Annotated in this window: 21 protein-coding genes; 10 read left to right on the top strand and 11 right to left on the bottom strand. The window is 65.9% G+C overall.

The features are described from left to right. Nucleotides 1-296 precede the first annotated feature (296 nt). Nucleotides 297-410: an entericidin A/B family lipoprotein gene (locus ACV17W_RS09325; RefSeq protein WP_462596509.1), complete on the bottom strand. Its 114-nt coding sequence runs from the start codon at nucleotides 408-410 to the stop codon at nucleotides 297-299. 187 nt (nucleotides 411-597) lie between these two features. Next, nucleotides 598-1,818 (bottom strand): MFS transporter, encoded by a 1,221-nt coding sequence (locus tag ACV17W_RS09320; RefSeq protein ID WP_462596142.1) that lies wholly within the window; start codon nucleotides 1,816-1,818, stop codon nucleotides 598-600. A 95-nt stretch (nucleotides 1,819-1,913) separates the two neighbouring features. Between ACV17W_RS09320 and ACV17W_RS09315 the strand changes: the two genes are divergently transcribed. From ACV17W_RS09315 to ACV17W_RS09290, 6 genes are all read left to right on the top strand, one after another. Beyond that, nucleotides 1,914-2,822 carry a LysR family transcriptional regulator gene (locus ACV17W_RS09315; RefSeq protein ID WP_462596141.1) on the top strand — a complete coding sequence of 303 codons (909 nt, stop codon included), beginning with the start codon at nucleotides 1,914-1,916 and terminating at the stop codon, nucleotides 2,820-2,822. A gap of 156 nt (nucleotides 2,823-2,978) precedes the next feature. After that, nucleotides 2,979-3,932 (top strand): Bug family tripartite tricarboxylate transporter substrate binding protein, encoded by a 954-nt coding sequence (locus ACV17W_RS09310; protein ID WP_462596140.1) that lies wholly within the window; start codon nucleotides 2,979-2,981, stop codon nucleotides 3,930-3,932. Between the two features lie 15 nt (nucleotides 3,933-3,947). After that, nucleotides 3,948-4,436, top strand: a complete 489-nt coding sequence (locus tag ACV17W_RS09305) for a tripartite tricarboxylate transporter TctB family protein (protein WP_462596139.1) — start codon at nucleotides 3,948-3,950, stop codon at nucleotides 4,434-4,436. A 1-nt stretch (nucleotide 4,437) separates the two neighbouring features. Next, complete coding sequence (locus ACV17W_RS09300; RefSeq protein WP_462596138.1) at nucleotides 4,438-5,925, top strand: tripartite tricarboxylate transporter permease; 1,488 nt, start codon at nucleotides 4,438-4,440, stop codon at nucleotides 5,923-5,925. 176 nt (nucleotides 5,926-6,101) lie between these two features. Beyond that, a complete protein-coding gene (locus ACV17W_RS09295) occupies nucleotides 6,102-6,758 on the top strand; it encodes an OmpA family protein (protein ID WP_462596137.1) in 657 nt (218 codons plus the stop codon). A gap of 50 nt (nucleotides 6,759-6,808) precedes the next feature. Then, entirely contained in the window at nucleotides 6,809-7,126 is a 318-nt protein-coding gene (locus ACV17W_RS09290; RefSeq protein WP_462596136.1) for a 4a-hydroxytetrahydrobiopterin dehydratase, read from the top strand. A gap of 18 nt (nucleotides 7,127-7,144) precedes the next feature. Here the strand turns inward: ACV17W_RS09290 and ACV17W_RS09285 are convergent, their stop codons facing one another. The 3 genes from ACV17W_RS09285 to ACV17W_RS09275 all read right to left on the bottom strand — a co-directional run bounded on the left by ACV17W_RS09285 (nucleotide 7,145) and on the right by ACV17W_RS09275 (nucleotide 9,718). Further along, nucleotides 7,145-7,843 (bottom strand): DUF6776 family protein, encoded by a 699-nt coding sequence (locus tag ACV17W_RS09285; RefSeq protein WP_462596508.1) that lies wholly within the window; start codon nucleotides 7,841-7,843, stop codon nucleotides 7,145-7,147. A 139-nt stretch (nucleotides 7,844-7,982) separates the two neighbouring features. Beyond that, the gene (gene murU, locus ACV17W_RS09280) at nucleotides 7,983-8,678 is read right to left on the bottom strand and encodes an N-acetylmuramate alpha-1-phosphate uridylyltransferase MurU (RefSeq protein WP_462596135.1); all 696 of its coding nucleotides are present in this window, start codon (nucleotides 8,676-8,678) and stop codon (nucleotides 7,983-7,985) included. Next, nucleotides 8,678-9,718, bottom strand: a complete 1,041-nt coding sequence (locus ACV17W_RS09275; RefSeq protein WP_462596134.1) for an aminoglycoside phosphotransferase family protein — start codon at nucleotides 9,716-9,718, stop codon at nucleotides 8,678-8,680. Before ACV17W_RS09275 ends, murU begins: the two co-directional genes overlap by 1 nt. 192 nt (nucleotides 9,719-9,910) lie before the next feature. Between ACV17W_RS09275 and ACV17W_RS09270 the strand changes: the two genes are divergently transcribed. The 3 genes from ACV17W_RS09270 to rsmA are packed head-to-tail and all read left to right on the top strand — an operon-like array spanning nucleotide 9,911 to nucleotide 14,614. Further along, nucleotides 9,911-12,271, top strand: coding sequence for an LPS-assembly protein LptD (locus ACV17W_RS09270; RefSeq protein ID WP_462596133.1), 2,361 nt, complete (start codon nucleotides 9,911-9,913; stop codon nucleotides 12,269-12,271). Continuing rightward, the gene (locus ACV17W_RS09265) at nucleotides 12,268-13,800 is read left to right on the top strand and encodes a peptidylprolyl isomerase (RefSeq protein WP_462596132.1); all 1,533 of its coding nucleotides are present in this window, start codon (nucleotides 12,268-12,270) and stop codon (nucleotides 13,798-13,800) included. The genes ACV17W_RS09270 and ACV17W_RS09265 overlap by 4 nt, the downstream gene beginning before the upstream one ends. 19 nt (nucleotides 13,801-13,819) lie before the next feature. Then, nucleotides 13,820-14,614, top strand: a complete 795-nt coding sequence (gene rsmA, locus ACV17W_RS09260) for a 16S rRNA (adenine(1518)-N(6)/adenine(1519)-N(6))-dimethyltransferase RsmA (protein WP_462596131.1) — start codon at nucleotides 13,820-13,822, stop codon at nucleotides 14,612-14,614. A gap of 91 nt (nucleotides 14,615-14,705) precedes the next feature. On the opposite strand, the gene ACV17W_RS09255 is transcribed toward rsmA, so the two are convergent. After that, nucleotides 14,706-15,848 (bottom strand): glycerate kinase, encoded by a 1,143-nt coding sequence (locus tag ACV17W_RS09255; protein ID WP_462596130.1) that lies wholly within the window; start codon nucleotides 15,846-15,848, stop codon nucleotides 14,706-14,708. 109 nt (nucleotides 15,849-15,957) lie between these two features. Between ACV17W_RS09255 and pyk the strand changes: the two genes are divergently transcribed. Then, nucleotides 15,958-17,400, top strand: a complete 1,443-nt coding sequence (pyk, locus tag ACV17W_RS09250; protein WP_462596129.1) for a pyruvate kinase — start codon at nucleotides 15,958-15,960, stop codon at nucleotides 17,398-17,400. Between the two features lie 68 nt (nucleotides 17,401-17,468). Here pyk and ACV17W_RS09245 read toward each other — a convergent pair whose 3' ends face one another. From ACV17W_RS09245 to ehuB, 5 genes are read right to left on the bottom strand one after another with little or no spacing between them, the layout of a single operon-like run. Beyond that, on the bottom strand, nucleotides 17,469-18,503 hold the full coding sequence (locus tag ACV17W_RS09245; protein ID WP_462596128.1) for a succinylglutamate desuccinylase/aspartoacylase family protein: 1,035 nt from the start codon (nucleotides 18,501-18,503) through the stop codon (nucleotides 17,469-17,471). A 33-nt stretch (nucleotides 18,504-18,536) separates the two neighbouring features. Then, nucleotides 18,537-19,274, bottom strand: a complete 738-nt coding sequence (locus ACV17W_RS09240) for an amino acid ABC transporter ATP-binding protein (RefSeq protein ID WP_462596507.1) — start codon at nucleotides 19,272-19,274, stop codon at nucleotides 18,537-18,539. Nucleotides 19,275-19,304: 30 nt separating this feature from the next. Further along, on the bottom strand, nucleotides 19,305-19,964 hold the full coding sequence (gene ehuD / locus ACV17W_RS09235; protein WP_462596127.1) for an ectoine/hydroxyectoine ABC transporter permease subunit EhuD: 660 nt from the start codon (nucleotides 19,962-19,964) through the stop codon (nucleotides 19,305-19,307). Continuing rightward, nucleotides 19,954-20,613 (bottom strand): amino acid ABC transporter permease, encoded by a 660-nt coding sequence (locus tag ACV17W_RS09230; RefSeq protein ID WP_462596126.1) that lies wholly within the window; start codon nucleotides 20,611-20,613, stop codon nucleotides 19,954-19,956. Before ACV17W_RS09230 ends, ehuD begins: the two co-directional genes overlap by 11 nt. Before the next feature lie 20 nt (nucleotides 20,614-20,633). Then, nucleotides 20,634-21,500, bottom strand: a complete 867-nt coding sequence (gene ehuB, locus ACV17W_RS09225) for an ectoine/hydroxyectoine ABC transporter substrate-binding protein EhuB (protein WP_462596125.1) — start codon at nucleotides 21,498-21,500, stop codon at nucleotides 20,634-20,636. Nucleotides 21,501-21,546: the final 46 nt, after the last annotated feature.

Genomic DNA, 21,546 nt, shown 5'->3' with positions numbered 1-21,546 from the left:
CTATGGGCCTGCTGCACGCGGGCGCGGAAAAAGCGCGGCACCGACGACCGCGGCCGGGCCGCCGGAGGGCGCGCCTGAGGCGAGGCCATCCGGGTGCCAGGGGCCCGGTGTACTCATCGCTGGCGGCACCAGATGGCGTCCTGCGCGGGGCGGCATCAAAGGGCCTCGGACGGTCGCAATGCAGACAGCCTTCGCGAACAACCTGCTGCGTAGCGCCTTGTGCGGTTGGCCCTGTGATGAGCGTCCGTACCGGACGCCTTGTGGGCCGTACAGCGCGGGCCGCCCTGGGCAGGGCGTCAGCTAGCCTTTTCCTGGATTTTCTCGCCGCCGCGCTCGATGTCCTGGCCGGCCCCATGCATGGTGTTGCACCCCGCAGTGACGCCGGCAACGAAGAGGGCCAACACAATCATTTTCAGCTTGCTGGTCATTTTTTATCTCCTAATAAAGTCGGCAATCCGACGTAACGCAACCCAGCAAGCGCCGTGCCTGAGGTGGTCTGAGCCTCCCCGGGTGGGCACGCAGACTTGTTCCGGACTGGCTCGGCGGCGCATCACCGCCGTGCTCGTGGACGCGCGCCGAGCGGCCGCGCCTCGTTCTTCAGGCAGCGCTTGCGCCCGTATCCTGGCGCGGCGGCATGGCACGTGCCAGGCTGGCGGCCGTGATGACGGCCAGAAGGGCCGCGGCGGCCACGATCAGTGCGGCGGCCTGCCATCCGTACACGTCGATGGCGCGGCCCACCGCGACGGGGCCAACGATCTGGCCCAGGTTGTTGCCTTGCATGATCAGACCCAGTACGACGGGGGTCAACCCGGCGGCGGGCGCGGCCAGCGGTGCGCCGGACAGCAACGTGGCGGGAACCACGCCGCCCACGGCAGAGAATGCCACGCAGAGGATGAAAGTCAGCGTATCAGGCAGCACGGGCAAGAATATTCCCCACGCTGCCGCGCCCATGGCGAGGCAGGCCAGGCCCAACAGTATCGGCCGCCGTGCCCCTCGCGTCAGCAAGTATCCCGCCGTCAGATTGCCCGCGACGTTGGCGCCGCACGCCAATGCGCTCAGCAGGCCCGCGGTATATAAGGTCACGCCCATGCGCTCGATCAGCAGTACCGGCAGAAAGCTGAACAAGGCAAAGAACATCAGGCTGTAAAGCGCAAAGCCGCCCGCGAGCAGCAGGGGAGCCCCGGCGCGCAACACGCGTGCAGCGTCCTGCCGAGTGCGGTCCCACTGCCACGGCGAGCGGACGTCACCGGCAGGAACCGCAATCCATGCGGCGAGCGCCGCGAGCAGGGCAAGCGCGGCGCCCGCCCACCACATCGGGCGCCAACCGTCGAACATCGGCCCTGCCAGCATGGCAATGGCCATGCCGGTCGGCATGAAACAACTCCAGTACGCAAATGCCTTGTTGCGTTCGGCGCGGCGCACCACATCGCCGCGCTGCAGAACCGAGGGCGCCGCGACGGTTATGCACAGAAAGCCGGCGCCCTCGATCACGCGCGAGGCGAGCAACCATGCGTAAGCGGGCCCAGAGGCGCCCAGCATGCTACCGGCGGCCATCGCCAGCAGGCCGCCCACCAACACGCTGCGACTGCCGGCGCTGGCCACCAGTGCGCCAGCGGGGATCCCGGCAACGACACCCAACAAGGCAAAAATGCCGGTTACCCAGCCCAGGGCGTCCAGGCTGATCGCCAGGTCGGCCTGCAACAGCGGGCCGGCAATGGCGGCCTTGCCTACCTGCAATGCGGCAACGACGCCGCAGATCACCATGACCGCGACGGTGGACCAGCGTGTGCGGACATCGATGACAGGCGTGGAGTCCATGATTGGGCAGGAAAAAGGCGATACCGCATGGTAGCGTCGGCGCCTGAGCAGCACGAGTGACATAATTCAGATGGTTTTGATCATCTGAAACGATCATGCTCGATGCCCTGACGCTGGACCAGATTCGAACCTTCGTGGCCGTGGCCGAAGCGGGAAGCTTTCGCGCGGGCGCCGCCCGGCTTCGCCGCGTACAGTCGGGCGTCAGCGCCAGCATCGCCAACCTCGAGTCGCAGTTGGGCGTCGCGCTGTTCGACCGGGCGGGCCACCGCCCCAGCCTGACGCCCGAAGGCCGCGCGCTGCTGGTGAACGCGCGCGACATACTGTTGCGCGTGGATGCCATGCGGGCCCGCGCCCGCGGCTTCGGCGAAGGGCTGGAGCTCCAATTGGCCGTGGCGGTCGATACGCTTTTTCCCTTGCCTTTGTTGGGCGCGGCCATCGCGCAGCTGCAGGCGGCGTTCCCGTCGGTGGAACTGCGGATCGACATCGCGCCACTGGGTGCGCCGCTGCAGGCCCTGCTCGATCGGCGCTGCACGCTGGCCGTCATGGCCGGGGAAGACTTTCGCGATCCGCGCATCGTCTTCGAGGCGCTATCCGCCGTGAGCCAGGTGGCCGTGGTTGCGGCGGCGCATCCGCTGGCGGCGCGGGGACGAGCCTCGCGCGTGGGCCCGGCAGAGCTGGCCGACTATATACAGATCGTGCTGGCGGATCCCTCTGCCTTGTCCAGCGGGCGCGATTTCGGTGTGGTGTCGCCGCGCACGTGCCGCGTGACAAACCAGGAGGCCAAGCACGCCCTGATATTGGCGGGAGCGGGTTGGGGGCGCCTGCCCGCATGGCAGGTGCAGCACGATATTGACGCGGGCCGCCTGGTGCGAGTGCGCACGCCCGCATTGGGCCGTCATGGCGCCGTCAGTTCAGAGATCTATCTCGCGCACCGGCTGGACGCGGCATTGGGGCCGGCCGCGCGTGCGCTCGCGGCGATGCTGAAGGAGCTGTGCGCACGCTGAACGCCAGCGGGGGGTCGCCATGGCCGCAGCGGTGTGGATCCTTCCCGCGCGATTGCTTGGCGGCGCACCAGAAACTGTCTAGTATCGATGGCTGTGGCAGCACACCAACAACAGGCAACCCGCGCCGCTCATCCGGGCGAGCCCCCAGGAGACACTATGCTACGCATCAGACAAGCTTTGTTCACGCTGGCCATCGCGGCGATGCCGATATGGGTTTCGGCCGCGCCGGCCAAGGTCATGGCGCCGGGCGGCCCGGGCGGCGGGTACGACGCCGCGGCGCGCGTGCCCTTGCAGGTCATGCAGGAGGCAGGCATTTTCACCGACGGGTTCCAGGTCACCAACAAGGGGGGCGCCGGCGGCACCATCGGGTTGGCGGAATTCATCAACACCAGCAAGAACGATGACAACGCCATTATGTCGATGGGCGCGATCCTGGTGGGCGGCATCATCCTGAACAAATCGCCTGTCAACCTGGACACCGTCACGCCCCTGGTGCGTCTTACCGATGACGCCGATGTGCTGGCCGTGCCCATGAATTCTCCCATCAAGACCGTCGACGACGTGGTCGCGGCCCTGCGTGAAAACCCGGGCGCGCTTGCCATCGGTGGCGGATCGGTGGGCGGCGTCGATCATGTGGCGGCTGCGCTTATCGCCCAGGCCGCCGGCGTGTCGCCCGGCAAGCTGAACTACATACCCTATCCCAGCGGCGCAGAAGTGGTGCCGCTGCTGGTCAGCGGGCAGCTGAAACTGGCTTTGTCGGGACTGTCCGAATTCAAGCCCTACGCCGATCAGAAGCGCCTGCGCATCATCGCCGTCACCTCGGCGCAACGCCTGCCTGGCGTAGATGCACCCACCTTGAAAGAGGCGGGCGTCGACGTGGTGATAGGCAACTGGCGCGGCATCATCGGCGCGCCCGGCATGAGCAAGGAAGGCCGCGACATGTGGCTCGACCGCTACAAGAAGCTGCATGCCTCGCCTCAGTGGAAAAAGAAGCTGGCCGAGCAGGGCTGGGATGATGCGTATCTCGCGGGCGACGACTTCGCCCGGTTCCTCGACGAAGAGAAAGTGCGCCAGGAAAAGGTGCTGAAAGAATTGGGACTGGTCAAATAAGCCGAGGAGACCGCAATGTCCGCGCACCCGCAGGGCCGCCGCCCGTGGTGGCTGGGGTTGGCCGTGATCGCCATCGGCGCGGTCTGGCTGCAGCAAGGTTACGGGCTTCCCGAGGCCTCGGGCTATGCGGGCGTGGGCCCGGGCCACTTCGTGATGCTGGTGGGAGCCGCCCTGATGGTGCTTGGGCTGGCGCTGCTGGCGCAGATTGCGCGCGGCGAATCGTTCCAACCCCAGGAAGCCGAGAGTGCCGAGGCCGGTGCGCCCCCTTCGCGCGCGGGCCTGCTCTTCGCCGCGGCCGGCGCCGCCATTCCCTTGCTGACGATGCGGCCTTTGGGCTTTCCGCTCACGGCGATGGTGTCGTTCGCCTTGGTCACCCACGCGTTCGGCTCGCGCCGGCTGGTATTTGATTGCCTGATCGGTCTCGTCCTGGGCACCTTGTGCTGGCTGGGCTTCACGCGCCTGGGCGTCAGCCTGGGAGGCGCGCTACCTCTGGCGGGATGGTGACATGGACGCCTTCGATTCCCTGATGGCCGGGTTCGGCGTGGCGCTGCAGCCGTCGCACTTGATGTGGGCGTTCGTGGGCTCGTTGCTGGGCACCGCCATCGGCGTGCTGCCCGGTATCGGGCCTGCGCTGACTATCGCGCTGCTGTTGCCGGTAACGGTCAAGGTCGCGCCGACGGCGGCGTTCATCATGTTCGCGGGGGTGTTGTACGGTGCCATGTACGGTGGATCCACCACATCCATCCTGTTGAACACGCCTGGCGAAAGCGGATCCATGATGACCGCGCTCGAAGGCAACAAGATGGCGCGTTCCGGCCGTGGTGCCGCCGCGCTGGCCACGGCCGCCATCGGCTCTTTCGTGGCCGGAACCCTGGCCACACTGGCGCTCACATTCCTGGCGCCCGCAATCGCCGAACTGGCTTTCGTCTTCGGGCCGGCCGATTACTTCGCGTTGATGCTGCTCGCATTCACATCCGTATCGGTGGTGCTGGGCACATCGCGGGTGCGCGGATTCATTGCACTGTTCCTGGGCCTGGCGATGGGCGTGGTGGGCATCGACGGTCCATCGGGCCAGGCGCGCCTGGCCTTCGGTTCTCCCGATCTGCTTGACGGGGTCGACATCACCGTGGTGCTGGTGTCCCTGTTCGCCGTGGGTGAAATTCTCTATGTGGCCAGCCGCTATCGCCACGCGCCACCCGCCGTGAACCCGTTGTCAGGCGGCAGCTGGATGACGCGTGAAGATTGGCGGCGCTCCTGGAAGCCCTGGTTGCGCGGCACTTTCCTGGGTTTTCCCATCGGCGCGCTTCCGGCGGGCGGGTCCGAAGTGCCCACCTTCCTGTCTTACACACTTGAACGCCGGCTCAGCCGCCATCGAGACGAATTCGGCAAAGGCGCCATTGAAGGTGTTGCCGGGCCCGAGGCAGCGAACAATTCGGCGGCCGCCGGCATTCTCGTGCCCTTGCTCACATTGGGGCTGCCGACCTCGGCCACGGCCGCCGTGCTGCTGGCGGCGTTCCAGAGTTATGGCCTGCAGCCCGGCCCCTTCCTGTTCGTCAACAGTGCGGACCTGGTGTGGGGCCTTATCGCGTCGCTATATGTGGGCAACCTGATGCTGCTGGTGCTCAATCTGCCATTGGTTGGCCTATGGGTGCGTCTGCTGCTCATTCCGAGGCCCTATCTGTACGCGGGGATCCTGGTGTTCGCAATGGTGGGCATTTGGGGCGTGGGCACCTCATGGATGGACCTGCTGCTCATGTTCGTCATCGGCTTGGCGGGTTACGTGATGCGCGTGTATGACTTTCCCATTGCGCCCGTGCTGATCGGCCTGATCCTGGGGCCTATGGCTGAAACCCAGCTGCGCCGCGCGCTTTCCATCGGGCAGGGCGACCCGATGGTGCTGCTTTCTTCGCCATTGGCGGTGACATTGATCGTGCTGGCGTTTGCCGTGCTCTTTCTGCCGGGCCTGCTGCGCAGGTTGCGGGCTGCGGCTTAGCGGGGCGCATGTCGTTGCTGGCGCGTTGTCGTCGCACCGGCCTGCGCGGCAACCGTGACCAGAACCGCGCGCGTGTCCACATTGGGGTACAAAATGTTGCAGCGCTGCGCACCTGCCTTGCTAGGATGGGCGAGCCGGGCAGTCCCGGTAATGAACCCCAGCACCAGGAGGCCGCCATGCAGGCAAGAACAGCAAGAACACACTTTCCCCGTATCGCCGCGATGACGGCTGCCGTGGTGTTGATGGCGGGTTGCGCATCGCCCCAGCAGACGAACACCGCCGTGGGCGCCGGGGCGGGGGCCGCGGCGGGCGCGGGCCTGGGAGCGCTCATCGGCGACGGCCGGGGCGCGGCCATCGGTGCGGGCATTGGCGCCGTGGCGGGCGGCCTGATCGGCTACAACTGGTCCGGAGTGAAAAAAGACGTGCAGCAATCGGGTGCGAGTTCGCTGGGCATCGACGTCGTCGAAATGCCCGATGGCAGCCTGAAGGTCAACATTCCCAGCAATGTGTCGTTCGACACCGACAAGACCGTGCTGAAGCCCGCACTGCTGCCCGTGCTGGACAGCGTGGCACGCGCGCTGGGCCAGCACCCCGAGCTGCGCGCCAAAGTAGTGGGCCATACCGACAGCACCGGTTCGGCCGCGCACAATCAAACCCTGTCCGACAATCGTGCCCGCAGCGTCACGACCTACCTGGCTCAGCAGGGCGTGGCGCAGGACCGCATGACGATAGAAGGGCGCGCCGCGCGCGATCCGATTGCCGACAACGGCACCGCCGAGGGTCGGGCAGCCAACCGTCGCGTTGAAATCTACTTGTACGCGGTTCGACAATAGCCATGCGGCGGCCACGCCGCCCGCGTGGCCGCTCCTTGCGGAGACAGGCAATGAATAAACCAGCGCGCCTGGAGGTGCCGGCCGTCCTGGCGGAACTGGCTGGCTGGCAGCCTCAGGTAGGAAGAGAGGCTATCCGGAAGACCTTTCGTTTCCCGGATTTCAATGCGGCTTTCGGGTTCATGGCGCGCATCGCCCTGTACGCCGAGAAGCTGGACCATCATCCCGAATGGTTCAACGTATATAACCGGGTCGACGTCGTGCTGACCACGCATTCGGCGGGCGGTGTCACCGAGCTCGACGTACAAATGGCGCGCCTCATGGACGAAGTGGCCGCGCCGGCTGGCGCGGTTGGCTCGGATGGACGCTGATGTGAGCGCCGTGACGCGTCAGCCGCGCACGTAATAGATGCGCATGGCCTGCTGGCGCTCGGCAGGATCCAGCACCTGGATACGCACCGAGCGGGGGGTGAACCCTTCAGGGATGTCGGCCGCACCTTGTGCCACCTGGTAGCGGCCCAGGCTGACGCTGATGGGGTCGAGTTCAACCGTGCCCGAGCGTCCGTTGCGGTAGACGCCTTGCACCGCCAGGTGCAGGGTGCCCTTGAACGCGGCACCCTCATGCTTCTCGCGCATCAGCAGCACCTGGTAATTCAGCTTGCCTGGCTCGCGGGTGAACAGGCCCGACCGCACGCCTATATCGGTGCCACGCGGATCGGGCGGAATCGCGTCCTGGAAGATCTGGAATTCCTGGTTCATGGCCTGAATCTGGGCGCGCGCCTGCTCGAGCGCCGTCGTGGCCTGGTCGCGCGTGGCCTGGTTGGCGTCGCGCTGCTCGGTGGCCTCTGTCAGTTGAACCCGAAGCCGCTGGCGGTCGAGATTGGCGGCATTCAATTCTGACTGCAGTTGTTCAGACTGCTCGGCCGTCAGGCGCTGTGGTCCGTAGTTGGCCTGAAGGAACAGCACGCCGCCCGCGCCGAGCCCTATTCCGACCAGCAACAGCACCAGCCAGCGCGGCATGCGGCGCGTGCGCTTGCCCGGTTGGTACACCGAAGGTTTGAAAACAGCCCGTTGCGAGCGTCCGAACATCCCCATGCGAGATAAGCCCCGTATTGATTGCGGCGGCCGGCAGATTACCGGCCAAACCCTAGAGAATACCGTGTCCTGGCACCTACAGGTTACGACAGATAAGTCTGGTTGCGTACGTACGGCCTGGAAACAGTTTGAATTATTCGTTGCGCGTGGCCGTAAGGCGTGCGTTCAGGGCGTCCAGACGTTGGGGGGTGCCCACGTCGGTCCAGTAGCCGGCATGACGGTCCCCGAGTACTGAATTGCCGGCCATGGCTTGCCGCAGCAACGGCGCCAGCGGCGCGGGTGTGCCGGGCGCCAGGCCCGTGAATAGGCCGGGGCGGTACACCCCGATGCCGGCAAAGGTGAGGCGGTGCGCGTCACCGGTGCCGACGTATCCGTCCGGTTTCAGGACGAAATCGCCCTGCGGATGGTGCTCGGGATTGCCCACCAGCAGCAGCCAGGCATTGCCGCCGGCCAGGTTCAGCCGGGCGGCGGCCTGCTTGGCCTGCGAGGGGTTCCAGTCGCACCAGATGTCGCCATTGATGACCAGGAACGGGTCGGGGCCCAGCATCGGCAGGGCCTGCACGATGCCGCCCGCGGTTTCGAGGGCGTGGGGTTCGCTCGAATACGCGATCCGGGCGCCATAGCGGCTGCCATCGCCCAGCCGGGCCGGCAATTGCTCTCCGAGCCAGGCGAGGTTGATGACGATGTCGCGTATGCCAGCGGCCACCAGTTTTTCAATATGCCAGACGATCAGCGGTTTGCCGCCGGCCTCCAGGAGCGGCTTGGGCGTGTGGTCGGTCAGGGGCCGCATGCGTTCGCCGCGTCCGGCGGCGAGGATCATGGCGCGCATCAGAAGGTGTACCCCACCTTGGCTTCGCGATTGTCGAGCTGGTCAAGCAGGCGCAGTAGCGGCTTGAACACCCCGTAGCGCTGCGCCACCTGGCGGACGTAACCGTTCACGCGCGGGATGTGCGCCAGGTAGGCCGGCTTGCCGTCGCGATGATGCAGCCGCGCGAAAACACCCAGTATGCGCAGATTGCGCTGCAGGCTCATCCATTCGTAGGCCTGGTGGAAGTTCGCGAAGTCGCTGTCTACGGGCAGGCCGGCCGCGCGCGCCATTTCCCAGTAGCGTACCGCCCAGTCGAGCTGTTGCGGTTCTTCCCATGTGGTGCGCGCATCGGTGACAAGCGAGGCCAGGTCATAGGTCAGCGGGCCCGCCAGGGCATCCTGGAAATCCAGCACGCCCGGGTTGGGGCCGCAGGCGGGATCGTCGCACACCATCAGGTTGGGCGAATGGAAGTCGCGATGCACCAGTACCGTGCTCTGCGCGCCGTTGGCGCGTGAGAGCAGGGCGAAGATCTGTTGCAATGCCGCAGAGGTCTTGTCGTCCAGCTCCACACCGTGGTGCCGCTGCACGTACCACTCGGGGAACAGGTCGAGTTCGGCCGCCAGGCGGCCCTGGTCGTAGACGGGCAGCCCATCGGTGCGGGCCTGCTGCATGCGCACCAGCGCAGCCAGGGCGTCGCGGTACAGCGTCTGCAGGTCAGCGTCGGCCAGGCCGTCCTGGATGCGTTGATAGTAGGTGTCGCGCCCGAGGTCGGACAGCAGCAGCAGGCCCCGCGGCGGATCTTGCGCGAGCACCTGCGGCACATTCAGGCCCGCCTGCCGCAGCAGGCCGCCAACGTGCAGGAAGGGGGTCACGTCTTCATGGGGCGGGGGCGCGTCCATGACGATCAGCGTCCGTGCGCCCGCGTTCAGGCGAAAATAGCGCCGGAAACTCGCGTCGCTGGACGCCGGCTGCAGGGTGTCGAGGTTGAGTTCCAGGCTGGCGGGCAGGGTGCGCAGCCATGCAAGTAGCTGTTCCAGGCGGGGATCGTGGTGAGTGCTCAAAGTGCCGTCTCAGAGTGCTGTAGAGTTTCGTTGCGGCCATTGGCGCCCCCATTGGAGGCGATGGCGCGCGGCTTCTCTATAATACCGGGTCGCTCCCGTTGGCACGCTGACCCGCGTGCAGGGCTGGGTCGCCCGTTGCCATGCGCATCCGCGCCCGGGCGGGAAGTTCTATCGATAAGGTTTTCATTCACGGTGCGTATGGTCCGGTGGTTGATCCTCTCTGCTGTCAGCTTGGCCGGGGCCGTGCATGCCCAGGGCAGCCAGCGCACCGTTCCTGTCTCCGATGCTCCGGCAGCGGCGCCATCGTCCGAAAGCATTCAGTTGCGCAGCTCAACGGGCTTGCGCATGCATCGCCTGCCCGACGGCCAGATCCCTGCCTATACCGAATCCGACCAGCTGCAAGGCGACCCCGACTCCAACGTCACGCTGACGGGCTTGGCCCAGGTGCGCCGCATCGACGGCGTGGTCAAGGGTGACCGCATCGAATATGGCAGCGCCACGGGCGACGTCGACATCGAAGGCAACGCGCGCATGATGCGCGATGGCACCCTGGTCACGGGCCCCCGTGCACAGTTCAATCTCGACACCGATAGCGGCGAGATCGAATCCCCCGACTTCTGGATAGGCGCAAGCGGAGGCCACGCACGCGCCGACCACGCCCAGATCTTCAGCCGTTCGCAAATGCGGCTGACCACGGTGCAGTACAGCGGCTGCCCATGCCCCAATCCGTCCTGGTATATCAAGGCCGACAGCGTCGACCTCGACTTTGACGAGAACGAAGGGGTGGCGCGCAACGGGGTGCTGTACTTCAAAGACGTGCCCCTCCTGGCATCGCCTTACCTGACCTTTCCGGTCAAGAAAGAGCGCAAGTCGGGCTTCTTGGTGCCCACCTATGGCATTACCAGCAATAGCGGACTGGACCTGTCGGTACCGTATTACTTCAATCTGGCGCCCAACTACGACCTGACGCTGCAGCCGCGCTACCTGAGCAAGCGCGGGCCGCAACTGGGCGGCGAGTTCCGCTACATGGGCCGTACCTACAACGGCAACGTGGTCGGCACTTATTTGTCCAGCGATGCGCAGACCGGCGAATCGCGCTGGATGTTCCGTTCGCAGCACCAGCAGTTGCTGGGGGGCGGGTTCTATACCGACTGGGATGTCGCCAAGGTCTCCGACGACGATTATTTCCGCGACTTTTCCACCTTGGGCCTGAACGAGGCTTCCACGACCTATCTGCCGCAACGCGGCCGGGTGGGCTGGAGCAGCCGATACTGGCAAACCTACGCGCAGGTCTACAAGTACCAGACGCTGCAGGATCCCGACGCCCCCCTTGCGCCGCCCTACGACAAACTGCCCGAGCTGTACCTGAAGGGCGCGCGCTACGACATGAACGGCTTCGACGTCGAGTTCACGAACACCGCTGTGCGCTTTCGCCAGCCGCTGCTCGATGGCCGGCGCCTGGGGCCCGATGGCGATCGTTTCCAGTCCTATCTGAGCGCTGCCTATCCGATCGTGCGGCCGGGCTGGTTCCTGACGCCCAAGGTCGGCCTGAACTACACCCAGTACCAAACCGACTGGTACAGGCTTTCCGACAATCCGCGCACGATGTCCCGGTCGCTGCCCATCTTCTCGGTGGACGCGGGCCTGGTCTTCGAACGCGACACCACCCTGTTCGGCAACGATTCCATCCAGACCCTCGAACCTCGCCTGTACTATCTGCGCGTGCCGTACCGCGACCAGTCGAAGATGCCGGTGTACGACACCACGCTGGCCAATTTCAGCTTCGACCAGGCCTTCGAGGAAAACATCTACACCGGCGGCTGGGACCGCATCGCCAACGCCAACCAGCTCACCGCGGCCCTGACCACGCGCTGGCTCGACGCGGACACGGGTTTCGAGCGGCTGTCGCTGTCGGCGGCGCAACGCCTGTATTTCGAAGACCAGCGCGTCACCCTGCCGGGTGAAACGCCGCGCGACAACGTCCGTTCCGATTTCCTGGTGGCCGCCAGCGCCGCCCTGACGGACACGCTCAGCACCGAAGTGGCTGCCCAGTACGACCCTTACCGCAACAACTGGTCCCGCGGGCTGATCAGCGCGCGCTGGCGCCCGCAGCGCCTGACTTCGGTGGCGCTGTCGTATCGCTACCAGCGCGACCCCTTGCCCGGCGTGGCCTATCAGCCGCGCGGCCAGGATCAACTCAGCCTGGCGTTCCAGTGGCCCTTCACCGACCGCTGGTATGGCGTCGGGCGCATCGACTATTCGCTGCGCACCGAAGATGCCACCGACACCGCGGCGAAGGAATCGCCTCGCGTGACGCAGGCGATCGCCGGGGTCGAATACAAAGGCGATTGCTGCTGGACCGGCCGCGTGGTGTTCCAGCGCTACGCGGTGTCGGCCAACGACGCCAACACCGCCGTGTTTTTCCAGCTTGAACTGACCGGCCTGGGTTCCCTGGGCACCGATCCCATGAGCCTGCTGAACAAGAGCATCCCGGGCTACCAGTCCGTCACGCCCCCGACGCCTCAGGGCACCACATTTGAAAGGTATGAATGATGCGTAGCTTGCACCTCTTGCGCCGGCTGCCCGGTAACCTGCTGGTCGTGGCTGCGTGCACCGGCGTCAGCGCCGTGCAGGCGCAGAAGCCGCCTGCTCCGGCCGCGGCGCCGGCCGCGCCGGCCCAGCCTCGCGAGCAGTTCGTCGACGGCATTGCGGCGGTGGTCAACAAAGACGTGATCACCCTTCGCGAGGTCGAGAACGCGTCGGTGAGAGCCGCGGGCGACCTGAAGCAGCGCGGCATCCAGGTGCCGCCGCAAGACATCCTGCGCAGGCAGGTGCTGCAAAGCCTCATCATGGACCGCCTGCAGAAGCAGGAAGCAGACCGCCTGGGCATACGCGTCAACGATGCGCAGATCAATCAGGCTGTCGAGACCATTGCCGAACGCAATCGCATTTCGGTGGCCGCGATGCGCGCCGAAATCGAGAAAACCGGCATCAGCTGGGACTACTACCGCCAATCCATCGGCAACGATATCCGCATGAACCGCCTGCGGCAGCGTGCGGTCGACTCGAACATCATCATTACCGACGCCGAAGTCGACGCCTTTCTGAAAGACCGCGCCCATAACCCGGCGCTGGGCGCCAACAGCCCCGCGCAAGGCCGGCCGGTGCCGCAGGCGGCGCCCGCCGCGGCGGGTGGCCCCGAGGTCGTCGCGCTGGCGCAGATTCTGGTACGCGTGCCCGAAGGCGCCAGCCCCAGCGAAGTGGCGAGCCTGCGTAAAAAGGCCGAGACCCTGCTGGCCCAATTGAAGCAGGGCGGCGATTTCGCCAGCCTGGCGGCAGCATCGTCCGACGGCCCCGAGGCCTTGCAGGGCGGCGTGATGGGCGCCCGCCCGGTCGACGGATGGCCGGACCTCTTCGTGCAGGCCATTTCGTCGGTGCCGCAAGGCCAGGTCAGTGGCATCATCCAGAGCGGCAATGGCTTCCATATTCTGAAGGTGCTCGAACGCGCCGGCGGCCGGCAGGCCGCGGCCCAGCCCGCACCGGCGCCGCAAGCCCCGCTGCAACCGCAGCCGGGCGCGGACATGCCGCCGGCCAATCAGGGTCCTGTCCAGGTTACGCAGACGCACGCACGGCACATTCTCATCAAGACCTCGGCCGTCATCAACGACGACCAGGCCCGGCAACGCCTGGCGCAGATACGCCAGCGCGTCGCCAACGGAGGCGCATCGTTCGCCGACATGGCCCGCCAGTATTCGCAGGACGCCAATGCGCCCCAGGGCGGCGACCTGGGCTGGGTGAATCCCGGAGAAATGGTGCCCGCCTTCGAACAAGCCATGAACGCACTGCCCGAAGGGGGCATCAGCGAACCTGTGTTGTCGCCATTCGGCTGGCACCTCATCCTGGTCGAGGGGCGTCGCGAGCACGATGTCAGCGACGAGTTGCAACGCATGCAGGCGCGGCAGATTCTCTTCGAACGCCGCGCCGAGCCCGCCTTCGAAGACTGGCTTGCACAGCTGCGCAACGAGGCCTACATCGACAACCGTCTCGAAAAGCAAGAGCAGATCGAGCAGAACAACCGCTGACCGAGGCTGCGAGCCACCCATGAGCAGGCACCAGGCGCGCAAGCGCTTCGGACAACACTTTCTGACCGACGAAAGCGTGGTCGAAGGCATCGTGCGCGCCATCGCGCCTGCGCGCGAAGACCGCGTGGTCGAGATCGGACCGGGCCTGTCTGCGCTGACCCAGCCGTTGCTGCGCAGCCTCGACCACCTCACCGTCATCGAGATCGACCGCGACCTGGCGGCGCGCCTGCGCAAGCAGCATCCGCCAGAACGGCTGACCATCATTGAAGCCGACGCCCTGACCATTGACGTCGCGACGCTGGGCGCCGGCCTGAGGGTGGTGGGCAACCTGCCCTACAACATCTCGAGCCCGTTGCTGTTTCACCTGATGGCGGCCGCGGACACCGTGCGCGACCAGCATTTCATGCTGCAGCGCGAGGTCATCGACCGCATGGTGGCGCTGCCTGGCGCGGCCGATTACGGCCGCCTGTCAGTGATGCTGCAATCGCGCTATCGCATGGAGAAGCTGTTCGACGTTCCGCCCGAGGCTTTCGATCCGCCGCCTCGCGTCGTCTCGGCCGTGGTGCGCATGGTGCCGCTGCCCGCCGACCGGCTGCGCCCGGCCAGCGATGCGGCCCTGCAGGCGGTGGTGGCGCGCGCTTTCGCCCAACGTCGCAAGATGCTGCGGCGTGCGCTGGGCGACTGGGCCGTGCACGTGCCCTGGGAAGCGCTGGACATTGCACCCACTGCGCGCGCCGAAGAAGTGTCGGTCGAGAAATTCATCAAACTGACCGACGCCTTGATGCAGGCAGGCATTTCTCCGGTTTCGGCGTAGCGCTGCAGGTGCGGTTCGGGCCGGGCTGATGCGCGGCGTGTCGTGCAGGCAGGCGCATCGGGGCGGGCCAGGCCGCGTGGTGGCGGCTCGACTACAGCCGGCGCTTGCCGGCTGCCAGCCATAGTTGCATGATGTCTCGCGCGCGGTCGCCCAGATATTGGCCGGCGTTGTCGCACGCCTGCTGCAAGGTGACCGGCCCGGGCGCCAGACTGAATGCCGCGGTGATGCCCCCGGCATGCAAGGCCTGGTATCCGTCGCCCAGCGACCCGGCCAGCGCGATGACCGGCACACCTGCCCGCTGCGCAATGCGCGCCACGCCTGCGGGCGTCTTGCCGCGCAGGGTCTGCGCATCCATGCGGCCTTCGCCGGTGAAAGCGAGAGCCGCCCCTTGCATGGCCTGGGCCAGATTGCCAAGCTCTGCCACGACTTCCACGCCGGGACGAAAGTCGGCGTTCAGGAAGGCATGCGCGGCGTAACCCAGACCGCCTGCCGCGCCCGATCCCGGGGTATCGCGCACGTCGCGACCGAGCGTTGCCGCGCAGATGTCCGCCAAACGTGCCAGGCCACGGTCCAGCAATTCGACTTGCTCGGGCGATGCGCCCTTCTGCGGGCCGAAAGTGTGCGCGGCGCCTTGCGGGCCGCACAATGGGTTGTCGACATCCGAAGCGATGACGATTTCGACTTGAGCCAGGCGCGCGTCGAATTGCCGTAGGTCGACGCGGTGCAGGTGAAGCAGGCCGCCGCCGCCCGGCGGCACGTCGCGGCCGTCGGCGTCGAGAAAACGCACACCCAGCGCAGCCAATAATCCGGTGCCGCCGTCAGTGGTGGAGGATCCGCCCAGTCCGAGGATCAGGCGGCGTGCCCCGGCGTCGAGCGCGGCACGCACGAGTTCGCCCACCCCCCGGCTGCTGGCCCGTAGCGGCTCACGCTGCGCCGCCGGCGTTTGTTCGAGCCCCGCCGCGGCGGCCATTTCGATCACGGCAGTGCCATCGGGCAGCCACCCCCAGGCCGCTTGCAGCGACTCGCCGAGTGCGCCGTGCACAGCTGCCGTGCGCCATTGGCCGCCAGTGGCGGCCAGCACGGCGGCGACGGTGCCTTCGCCGCCGTCTGCCATGGGTACGCACAGGGTCTGCGCGCCAGGGCAGGCCTGCTTGACGCCGCGCTCGATGGCGGCGGCGGCGTCGGGCGCGGAAAGGCTTTCTTTGAAGGAGTCGGGGGCGATGACGATTTTCACGGGTAGGGTGGTCCGGTTGCAACGCGGCCGTAGAGATTATTCCCATAATACCCGCGGTATCGGTGCCCGTCGTACCATAGCGCTTTGTTTGTCAGCCTGAGGGTGATCCATGTCCGTTATGCGCCGCACCAAAATCGTTGCCACGCTGGGGCCTTCCACGTCCACGCCCGAACAGCTAGAAGCGCTGGTACGGGCCGGCGTCGACGTGGCGCGGCTGAATTTCTCGCATGGCACCGCCGACGACCACCGCGAGCGTGCGCGGCTGGTTCGCGAGATCGCGGCGCGCCAGGGCCGGTTCGTCGCCATCATGGGCGATCTGCAGGGGCCCAAGATCCGCATTGCCCGCTTTACCGACAAGCAGGTCGTCCTGCGTGCTGGCCAGCCCTTCATCCTGTCGAACAGCCATCCCAAAGACAGCGGCGACGCCAGTATCGTCGGTATCGATTACCCCGAACTGGTGCAGGACTGCAAACCGGGCGACGAACTGCTGCTCGACGACGGCCGCGTGGTGCTGGTGGTCGATCGCATCGTCGACGATGCGGTCCACACGACGGTCACCGTGGGCGGGCCTCTGTCGAACAACAAGGGTATCAATCGGCGCGGCGGCGGCCTGTCGGCTCCCAGCCTCACCGACAAAGACCGCGCCGACATCCTGGTGGCAGCCGAGCTCGAACTCGACTACGTGGCCGTCTCGTTCCCCCGCTATGGCCGCGATATCGAAGAGGCTCGGCAACTGGTGCGGGCGGCCGGCAGCGAGGCCTGGATCATTGCCAAGATCGAGCGCGCAGAGGCTGTGGTCGACGACGAGGCGCTCGACTCGCTGGTGCGCGCCAGCGACGGCGTCATGGTGGCGCGCGGCGACCTGGGCGTGGAAGTGGGCGATGCCGAACTGGTGGGCATCCAGAAGCGCATCATCCAGCACGCGCGCACACAGAACAAGGTGGTCATCACGGCCACGCAGATGATGGAATCCATGATTTCGAGCCCCTTGCCTACGCGGGCCGAGGTGTCGGACGTGGCCAATGCGGTGCTGGACTACACCGACGCGGTCATGCTGTCGGCGGAAAGCGCGTCGGGGCAGTATCCCACTGAAGCCGTGCAGGCCATGGCGCGCGTCTGCCTGGGCGCCGAGAAGCATCCCACGACGACGCGATCCCATCACCGGCTGGGCGAGACCTTTACCCGCTGCGATGAAACCATCGCCCTCGCGGCCATGTACGCGGCCAACCATTTTCCGGGGGTCAAGGCCATCATTGCCCTGACCGAAAGCGGGCACACGCCGCTCATCATGTCGCGCATACGCTCGGGCGTGCCCATTTATTGTTATAGCCCGCATCCCAAGACCCAACATCGCGTGGCCATGTTCCGCGGTGTCTACACCGTGCCGTTCGATGCGTCGATCTACGACCCTGCCGACCTCAGCAACGCCGCCATCGACGAACTGAAAAAGCGCGGCCGTGTGCAACCCGGGGATTGGATCATCCTGACCAAGGGCGATTTCTACCGAGACAGCGGCGGCACGAATGGCATGAAGATCCTGATGGTCGAATAACGGTCAGGCGCCGTCCCGAGGCCGGCTCGCGCGTCGAGCGCGGCCAGCCGGGGTCGCAGGCGCTATCGTTATCGGCCCCGCAGTCCGACCGGGCCTTCGTCCAGCGGCGCGGCCAGGTGAAAGAGGCCGTCGCCGCGCGCGCATAGCGTGGGAAAACGGCGGCATGACACGACGCCGTCTGCACTGAAGTGCAGGGTCAGCGGCTCCGCCAGCGGGTCTTCCAGGTAATGCAGGCGCAGCGCGGGCTGGCCCGCCCGCACGCGTTCGCCCACTTTTGCAAGCGGCTCCATCATGCCCGCGCAGGGCGCATAGATGGCATGGCGGGGGCCGAGCGAGCTCAGCAGCTGGGTGGCGGGGGCGGGCTCGCATGCCAGCCCGGGTGCGATGCCGTAATGGCGCAGCACGCGTCTGACCCCCTGTTCGGCAATCGCCAGGCCCTGGGCATCCAGCGTGGCGCCGCTGCCCAGTTCAGTGGTCAGCGCCGGAATGCCGCGCTTCGATGCCGCCGCGTACAGGGTCGTGGCGCCGCCGCCGCCCGATCCTGAAGTCAGTACGCTGTGCGGCGCGCCAAACGTGGCCAGCAAAGTGCGCAGCGCCTGATCCTGCGAAGCATCGGGCACGCGCTGCGCCAGGGCAGTGTGCGCGTAATCGAGCGAGCGGCCTCCCGAGTGCAGGTCGATCACGACGTCGGCCAGCGGGAACAGCACCGTGTCGACGTAGTGAGCAATCATCTCCGTTGCCGTGCCGTTGGCGCGGCCGGGGAACAGCCGATTGAGGTTGCCTTCGTCGACCGGCGAGGCGCGTCTTCCAGCCTCGACGGCGGGGTAATTCAGCGACGGCACGATGATGACGCGGCCGCTCAGATCTTCGGGGCGCAGTGCCTGTGCCAGCTTGCGCAGCGCGATCTGGCCTTCATATTCGTCCCCGTGGTTGCCCGCGGTGAGCAGGGCCGTGGGGCCATCGCCATTGCGGATGCAGACGATAGGCACCTGGATCATCGCGTAGGCCGACAGGTCTATGGAGTGCGGCACATGCAGATTGCCCGCCTGCTTGCCGTCCTGGTTGAAATCGATTTGGGTCCAGATGCGACTTGAGTCCGCCATGGGGAGTCCTTGCTTTGCGGTGGGTTGCCTGGCCTACAGAAGCTGGCTCAAGAACTGTTGGGCGCGAGGGTGCGCCGGAGATTCGAAGAAGGTCTGGGGGTCGGCCTGTTCGACGATGCGGCCGGCATCCATGAACACCACTCTGTCGGCCACGGTGCGAGCGAAGTTCATCTCGTGGGTGACGCATATCATCGTCATGCCTTCGCGCGCCAGGTCGGTCATGACGTCCAGCACTTCCTTGATCATCTCCGGGTCCAGCGCGGAGGTGGGTTCGTCGAACAGCATGACTTTCGGGTTCATGCACAGGGCTCGGGCGATGGCCACGCGTTGTTGCTGTCCGCCGGATAGCTGGCCCGGATACTTGTTCTGCTGCTCGGGTATGCGGACCCTGTGCAGATATTGTCTGGCCACCTCCTGGGCCTGAACCGGGGTCATGCCGCGCGCTTTGCGCAATGCAAGCGTGCAGTTCTCCAGTACGGTGAGGTGCGGGAACAGGTTGAAATGCTGGAAGACCATGCCGATATCGCGGCGTACGATATGCATCCGAGGGGTGGATCTGCCGACCGGCTGCCCATTGACTTCAATGGTGCCCCGGTCGTGGGTCTCCAGCTGGTTGATGCAGCGTATCAGGGTCGATTTGCCCGAGCCGGACGGGCCGCAGATAACGATGCGTTCATTGGCCTGCACGGTCAGATCGATATCGTGCAATACCTGGAAATTGCCGTACCACTTCTGCAATCCGTCGATGCGTACCGCGGGCGCGCGAGTCATAGGGGTCATGGTCTGGGTCCTTGGCACAGCTCAGCGCTCATGTGCAGTCTGCAGCCGGCGTTCGAGCCGGCGTACCAGGAAATTGATGCAGAGCGCGAGAATCAGGAAGATGATGCCGACCGACACCATGGGCTCGGCATAGCGGAAGGAATTCGCGCCGACTTCCATGGCGAGCCCGAGCATCTCGGGAACCGCAATCACGGCAAGATAAGGCGTGGCTTTCAGCGCAGAGACGAAGTAATTCCCCATGGGGGCGGCTACATTGCGCAGCATCTGCGGCAGTATCACCGATAGGATGACGTCGTGCCGGCGCAGGCCCAGGGCCTTGCCTGCTTCGAACTGGCCTGAGTCGATGCTGTCGATACCGCCCTTGAATACTTCGGCCAGATAGCCGCTGTAATAGATGGACAGGCCCAGCACGCCGGAAGCCACCGCCGGCAAGGTCAGGCCATAGACGGGAAGCACGAAGTAAATGAAGTACAGCTGCACCAGTACCGGCGTGGACCGGATGGCGTCGATGATGAAGCGCATCACATAACCCACCCAGCGGTTACTGCGCCTCAGGATCTCCAGGATGAAACCCAGCACCGCTGCGCCCAGGGAGGCCGCCACGGTGATCCAGAGCGTAGTGCCCAGTCCGGTCAGGATGGTAGGCACGACCGACACCGCGAACTCAGGATCAAATCTCACGGCGGCCCCGGCCCTTGATCTGAACGCGATTCTCCAGATGCCGCCCCAGCAGGGTGGCCGGGTAGCACACGATCAGATATGCAATCATCAGCGCGGTATAGACGCCCACCGGGTTGTACTGGAGTTCGGCGATCTGCTTCGCACGGAAAGTCATGTCGGTCAGCGTGATCAGCGACACGATGGCGGTGCCCTTTACCAGCTGGATGAACTGATTCACGAATGTCGGCATCATGGCCGACAGGGCTTGCGGCAGCTCGATCAGCCAGAGAATATGCAGGCGATGCAGCCCCAGGGCGCGGCCCGCCTCGACCTGGCCGCGATCAAGCGATTGCAGCGCCGCCCGCACGGCCTGGCTGCCGTATCCCCCGATGTTCAGGCCCAGCGCCATGGCGCCCACCGTCATGCTGGACAGCCGTATGCCGAAATCGGGCAGCGCGTAGTACAGCACGAACAACAGGATCAGCACGGGCGAACTGCGCCAGAACTCGATCACGCACGTCACGGCGAAGCGGATGCCGCCCCGAGTGAAGTACTGCAGCACGCCCATGATCAGGGCAAACGGCACGGCCCACATCATGCCGTACAGGGTTACCAGCGCGGTCACTCGAAAGCCCTCGAGTATGCCGGCCAGGATGTCGAAACCTTCCATGGGCGATGCCGGTGCCGGAATCAGTATTTGCCGGCGCAGACCTGCTCGGTCGTCACGGCCGGGTCGACCTTGTCGTCGTCGGTGAAGCCGTACTTGTCGCGCAGTCTGTCCACGGTGCCGTCAGCCTTCAGGGCTCTCAACTGTTCGTCATAGGCATCGCGCAGGGCGGTGTCGTCGGAGCGGAACGCGATGGCCGTGTACATCATCGCGGGCACGCCGTTGCGTACCAGCCCGGTGAAGGGGCTGGCCCTCTCGACGCCCTGCAGCTTGGGATCCTGCAACAGGCCTGCGACGCTGGGCGCCGACAGGGTGGCGGCGTCGACGCGGTTGGCCAGCAGCGCCGACAGCATCGCCTGGGCATCGCCCAGATACGTGATCTGCGAGGTGGGCACTCCGGCGTCGACCGCATTCTTGGTGTTCAGGGTGCCTCGGCCTCCGGCCAGCCGCACCTTCGGGTTCGCCACGATATCGGCATAGCTGTGCAGGTTCAGGGGGTTGCCCTTCTTGACGATCAGGCTGTCGCCGACGGCGAGGTCGGGCTCGCTGAAGATCACCACCTTGCAGCGCTCGGGCGTGATGGCGATTCCCGAGGCAACCATGTCGAACCGTCCCGCGTTCAGCCCGGGAATCAAGGCGCCGAACTCGGTGATGACGAAATCGACCTGCTTCACGCCCAGACGTTCGAAGGCGGCGCGGATGATGTCCGGGTGAAATCCGGCGGCAGACCCGTCTTCGGCGCGAAAACCCCAGGGCTGGCGGTTGTGGATGCCGATGGTGACTTTCTTGCTTTCAAGAATGGTGTTTTTGGTGTCGGCGACGGCGGGCGCGCTCGACAGCGACATTGCCACGGCCAGGCCGGCAGCCCATTTGGCGTAGTGATTGATCATGATGGTTTCCTCTTGATTTGTGATTATGGCGGCAGGGCAGGCCCCG

It is taken from the genome of Bordetella sp. MIP270_01_BMS, from assembly GCF_054958705.1.
The sequence above is the reverse complement of the archived record's forward strand: the minus strand, read 5'-3'. Positions and strand labels throughout refer to the sequence as shown.

Coding starts and splice junctions, on each gene's coding strand:
- ACV17W_RS09325 (WP_462596509.1), bottom strand. CDS start 410: ATGATTGTGTTGGCCCTCTTCGTTGCCGGCGTCACTGCGGGGTGCAAC.
- ACV17W_RS09320 (WP_462596142.1), bottom strand. CDS start 1,818: ATGGACTCCACGCCTGTCATCGATGTCCGCACACGCTGGTCCACCGTC.
- ACV17W_RS09315 (WP_462596141.1), top strand. CDS start 1,914: ATGCTCGATGCCCTGACGCTGGACCAGATTCGAACCTTCGTGGCCGTG.
- ACV17W_RS09310 (WP_462596140.1), top strand. CDS start 2,979: ATGCTACGCATCAGACAAGCTTTGTTCACGCTGGCCATCGCGGCGATG.
- ACV17W_RS09305 (WP_462596139.1), top strand. CDS start 3,948: ATGTCCGCGCACCCGCAGGGCCGCCGCCCGTGGTGGCTGGGGTTGGCC.
- ACV17W_RS09300 (WP_462596138.1), top strand. CDS start 4,438: ATGGACGCCTTCGATTCCCTGATGGCCGGGTTCGGCGTGGCGCTGCAG.
- ACV17W_RS09295 (WP_462596137.1), top strand. CDS start 6,102: ATGCAGGCAAGAACAGCAAGAACACACTTTCCCCGTATCGCCGCGATG.
- ACV17W_RS09290 (WP_462596136.1), top strand. CDS start 6,809: ATGAATAAACCAGCGCGCCTGGAGGTGCCGGCCGTCCTGGCGGAACTG.
- ACV17W_RS09285 (WP_462596508.1), bottom strand. CDS start 7,843: ATGTTCGGACGCTCGCAACGGGCTGTTTTCAAACCTTCGGTGTACCAA.
- murU (WP_462596135.1), bottom strand. CDS start 8,678: ATGCGCGCCATGATCCTCGCCGCCGGACGCGGCGAACGCATGCGGCCC.
- ACV17W_RS09265 (WP_462596132.1), top strand. CDS start 12,268: ATGATGCGTAGCTTGCACCTCTTGCGCCGGCTGCCCGGTAACCTGCTG.
- rsmA (WP_462596131.1), top strand. CDS start 13,820: ATGAGCAGGCACCAGGCGCGCAAGCGCTTCGGACAACACTTTCTGACC.
- pyk (WP_462596129.1), top strand. CDS start 15,958: ATGTCCGTTATGCGCCGCACCAAAATCGTTGCCACGCTGGGGCCTTCC.
- ACV17W_RS09245 (WP_462596128.1), bottom strand. CDS start 18,503: ATGGCGGACTCAAGTCGCATCTGGACCCAAATCGATTTCAACCAGGAC.
- ACV17W_RS09240 (WP_462596507.1), bottom strand. CDS start 19,274: ATGACTCGCGCGCCCGCGGTACGCATCGACGGATTGCAGAAGTGGTAC.
- ACV17W_RS09230 (WP_462596126.1), bottom strand. CDS start 20,613: ATGGAAGGTTTCGACATCCTGGCCGGCATACTCGAGGGCTTTCGAGTG.
- ehuB (WP_462596125.1), bottom strand. CDS start 21,500: ATGATCAATCACTACGCCAAATGGGCTGCCGGCCTGGCCGTGGCAATG.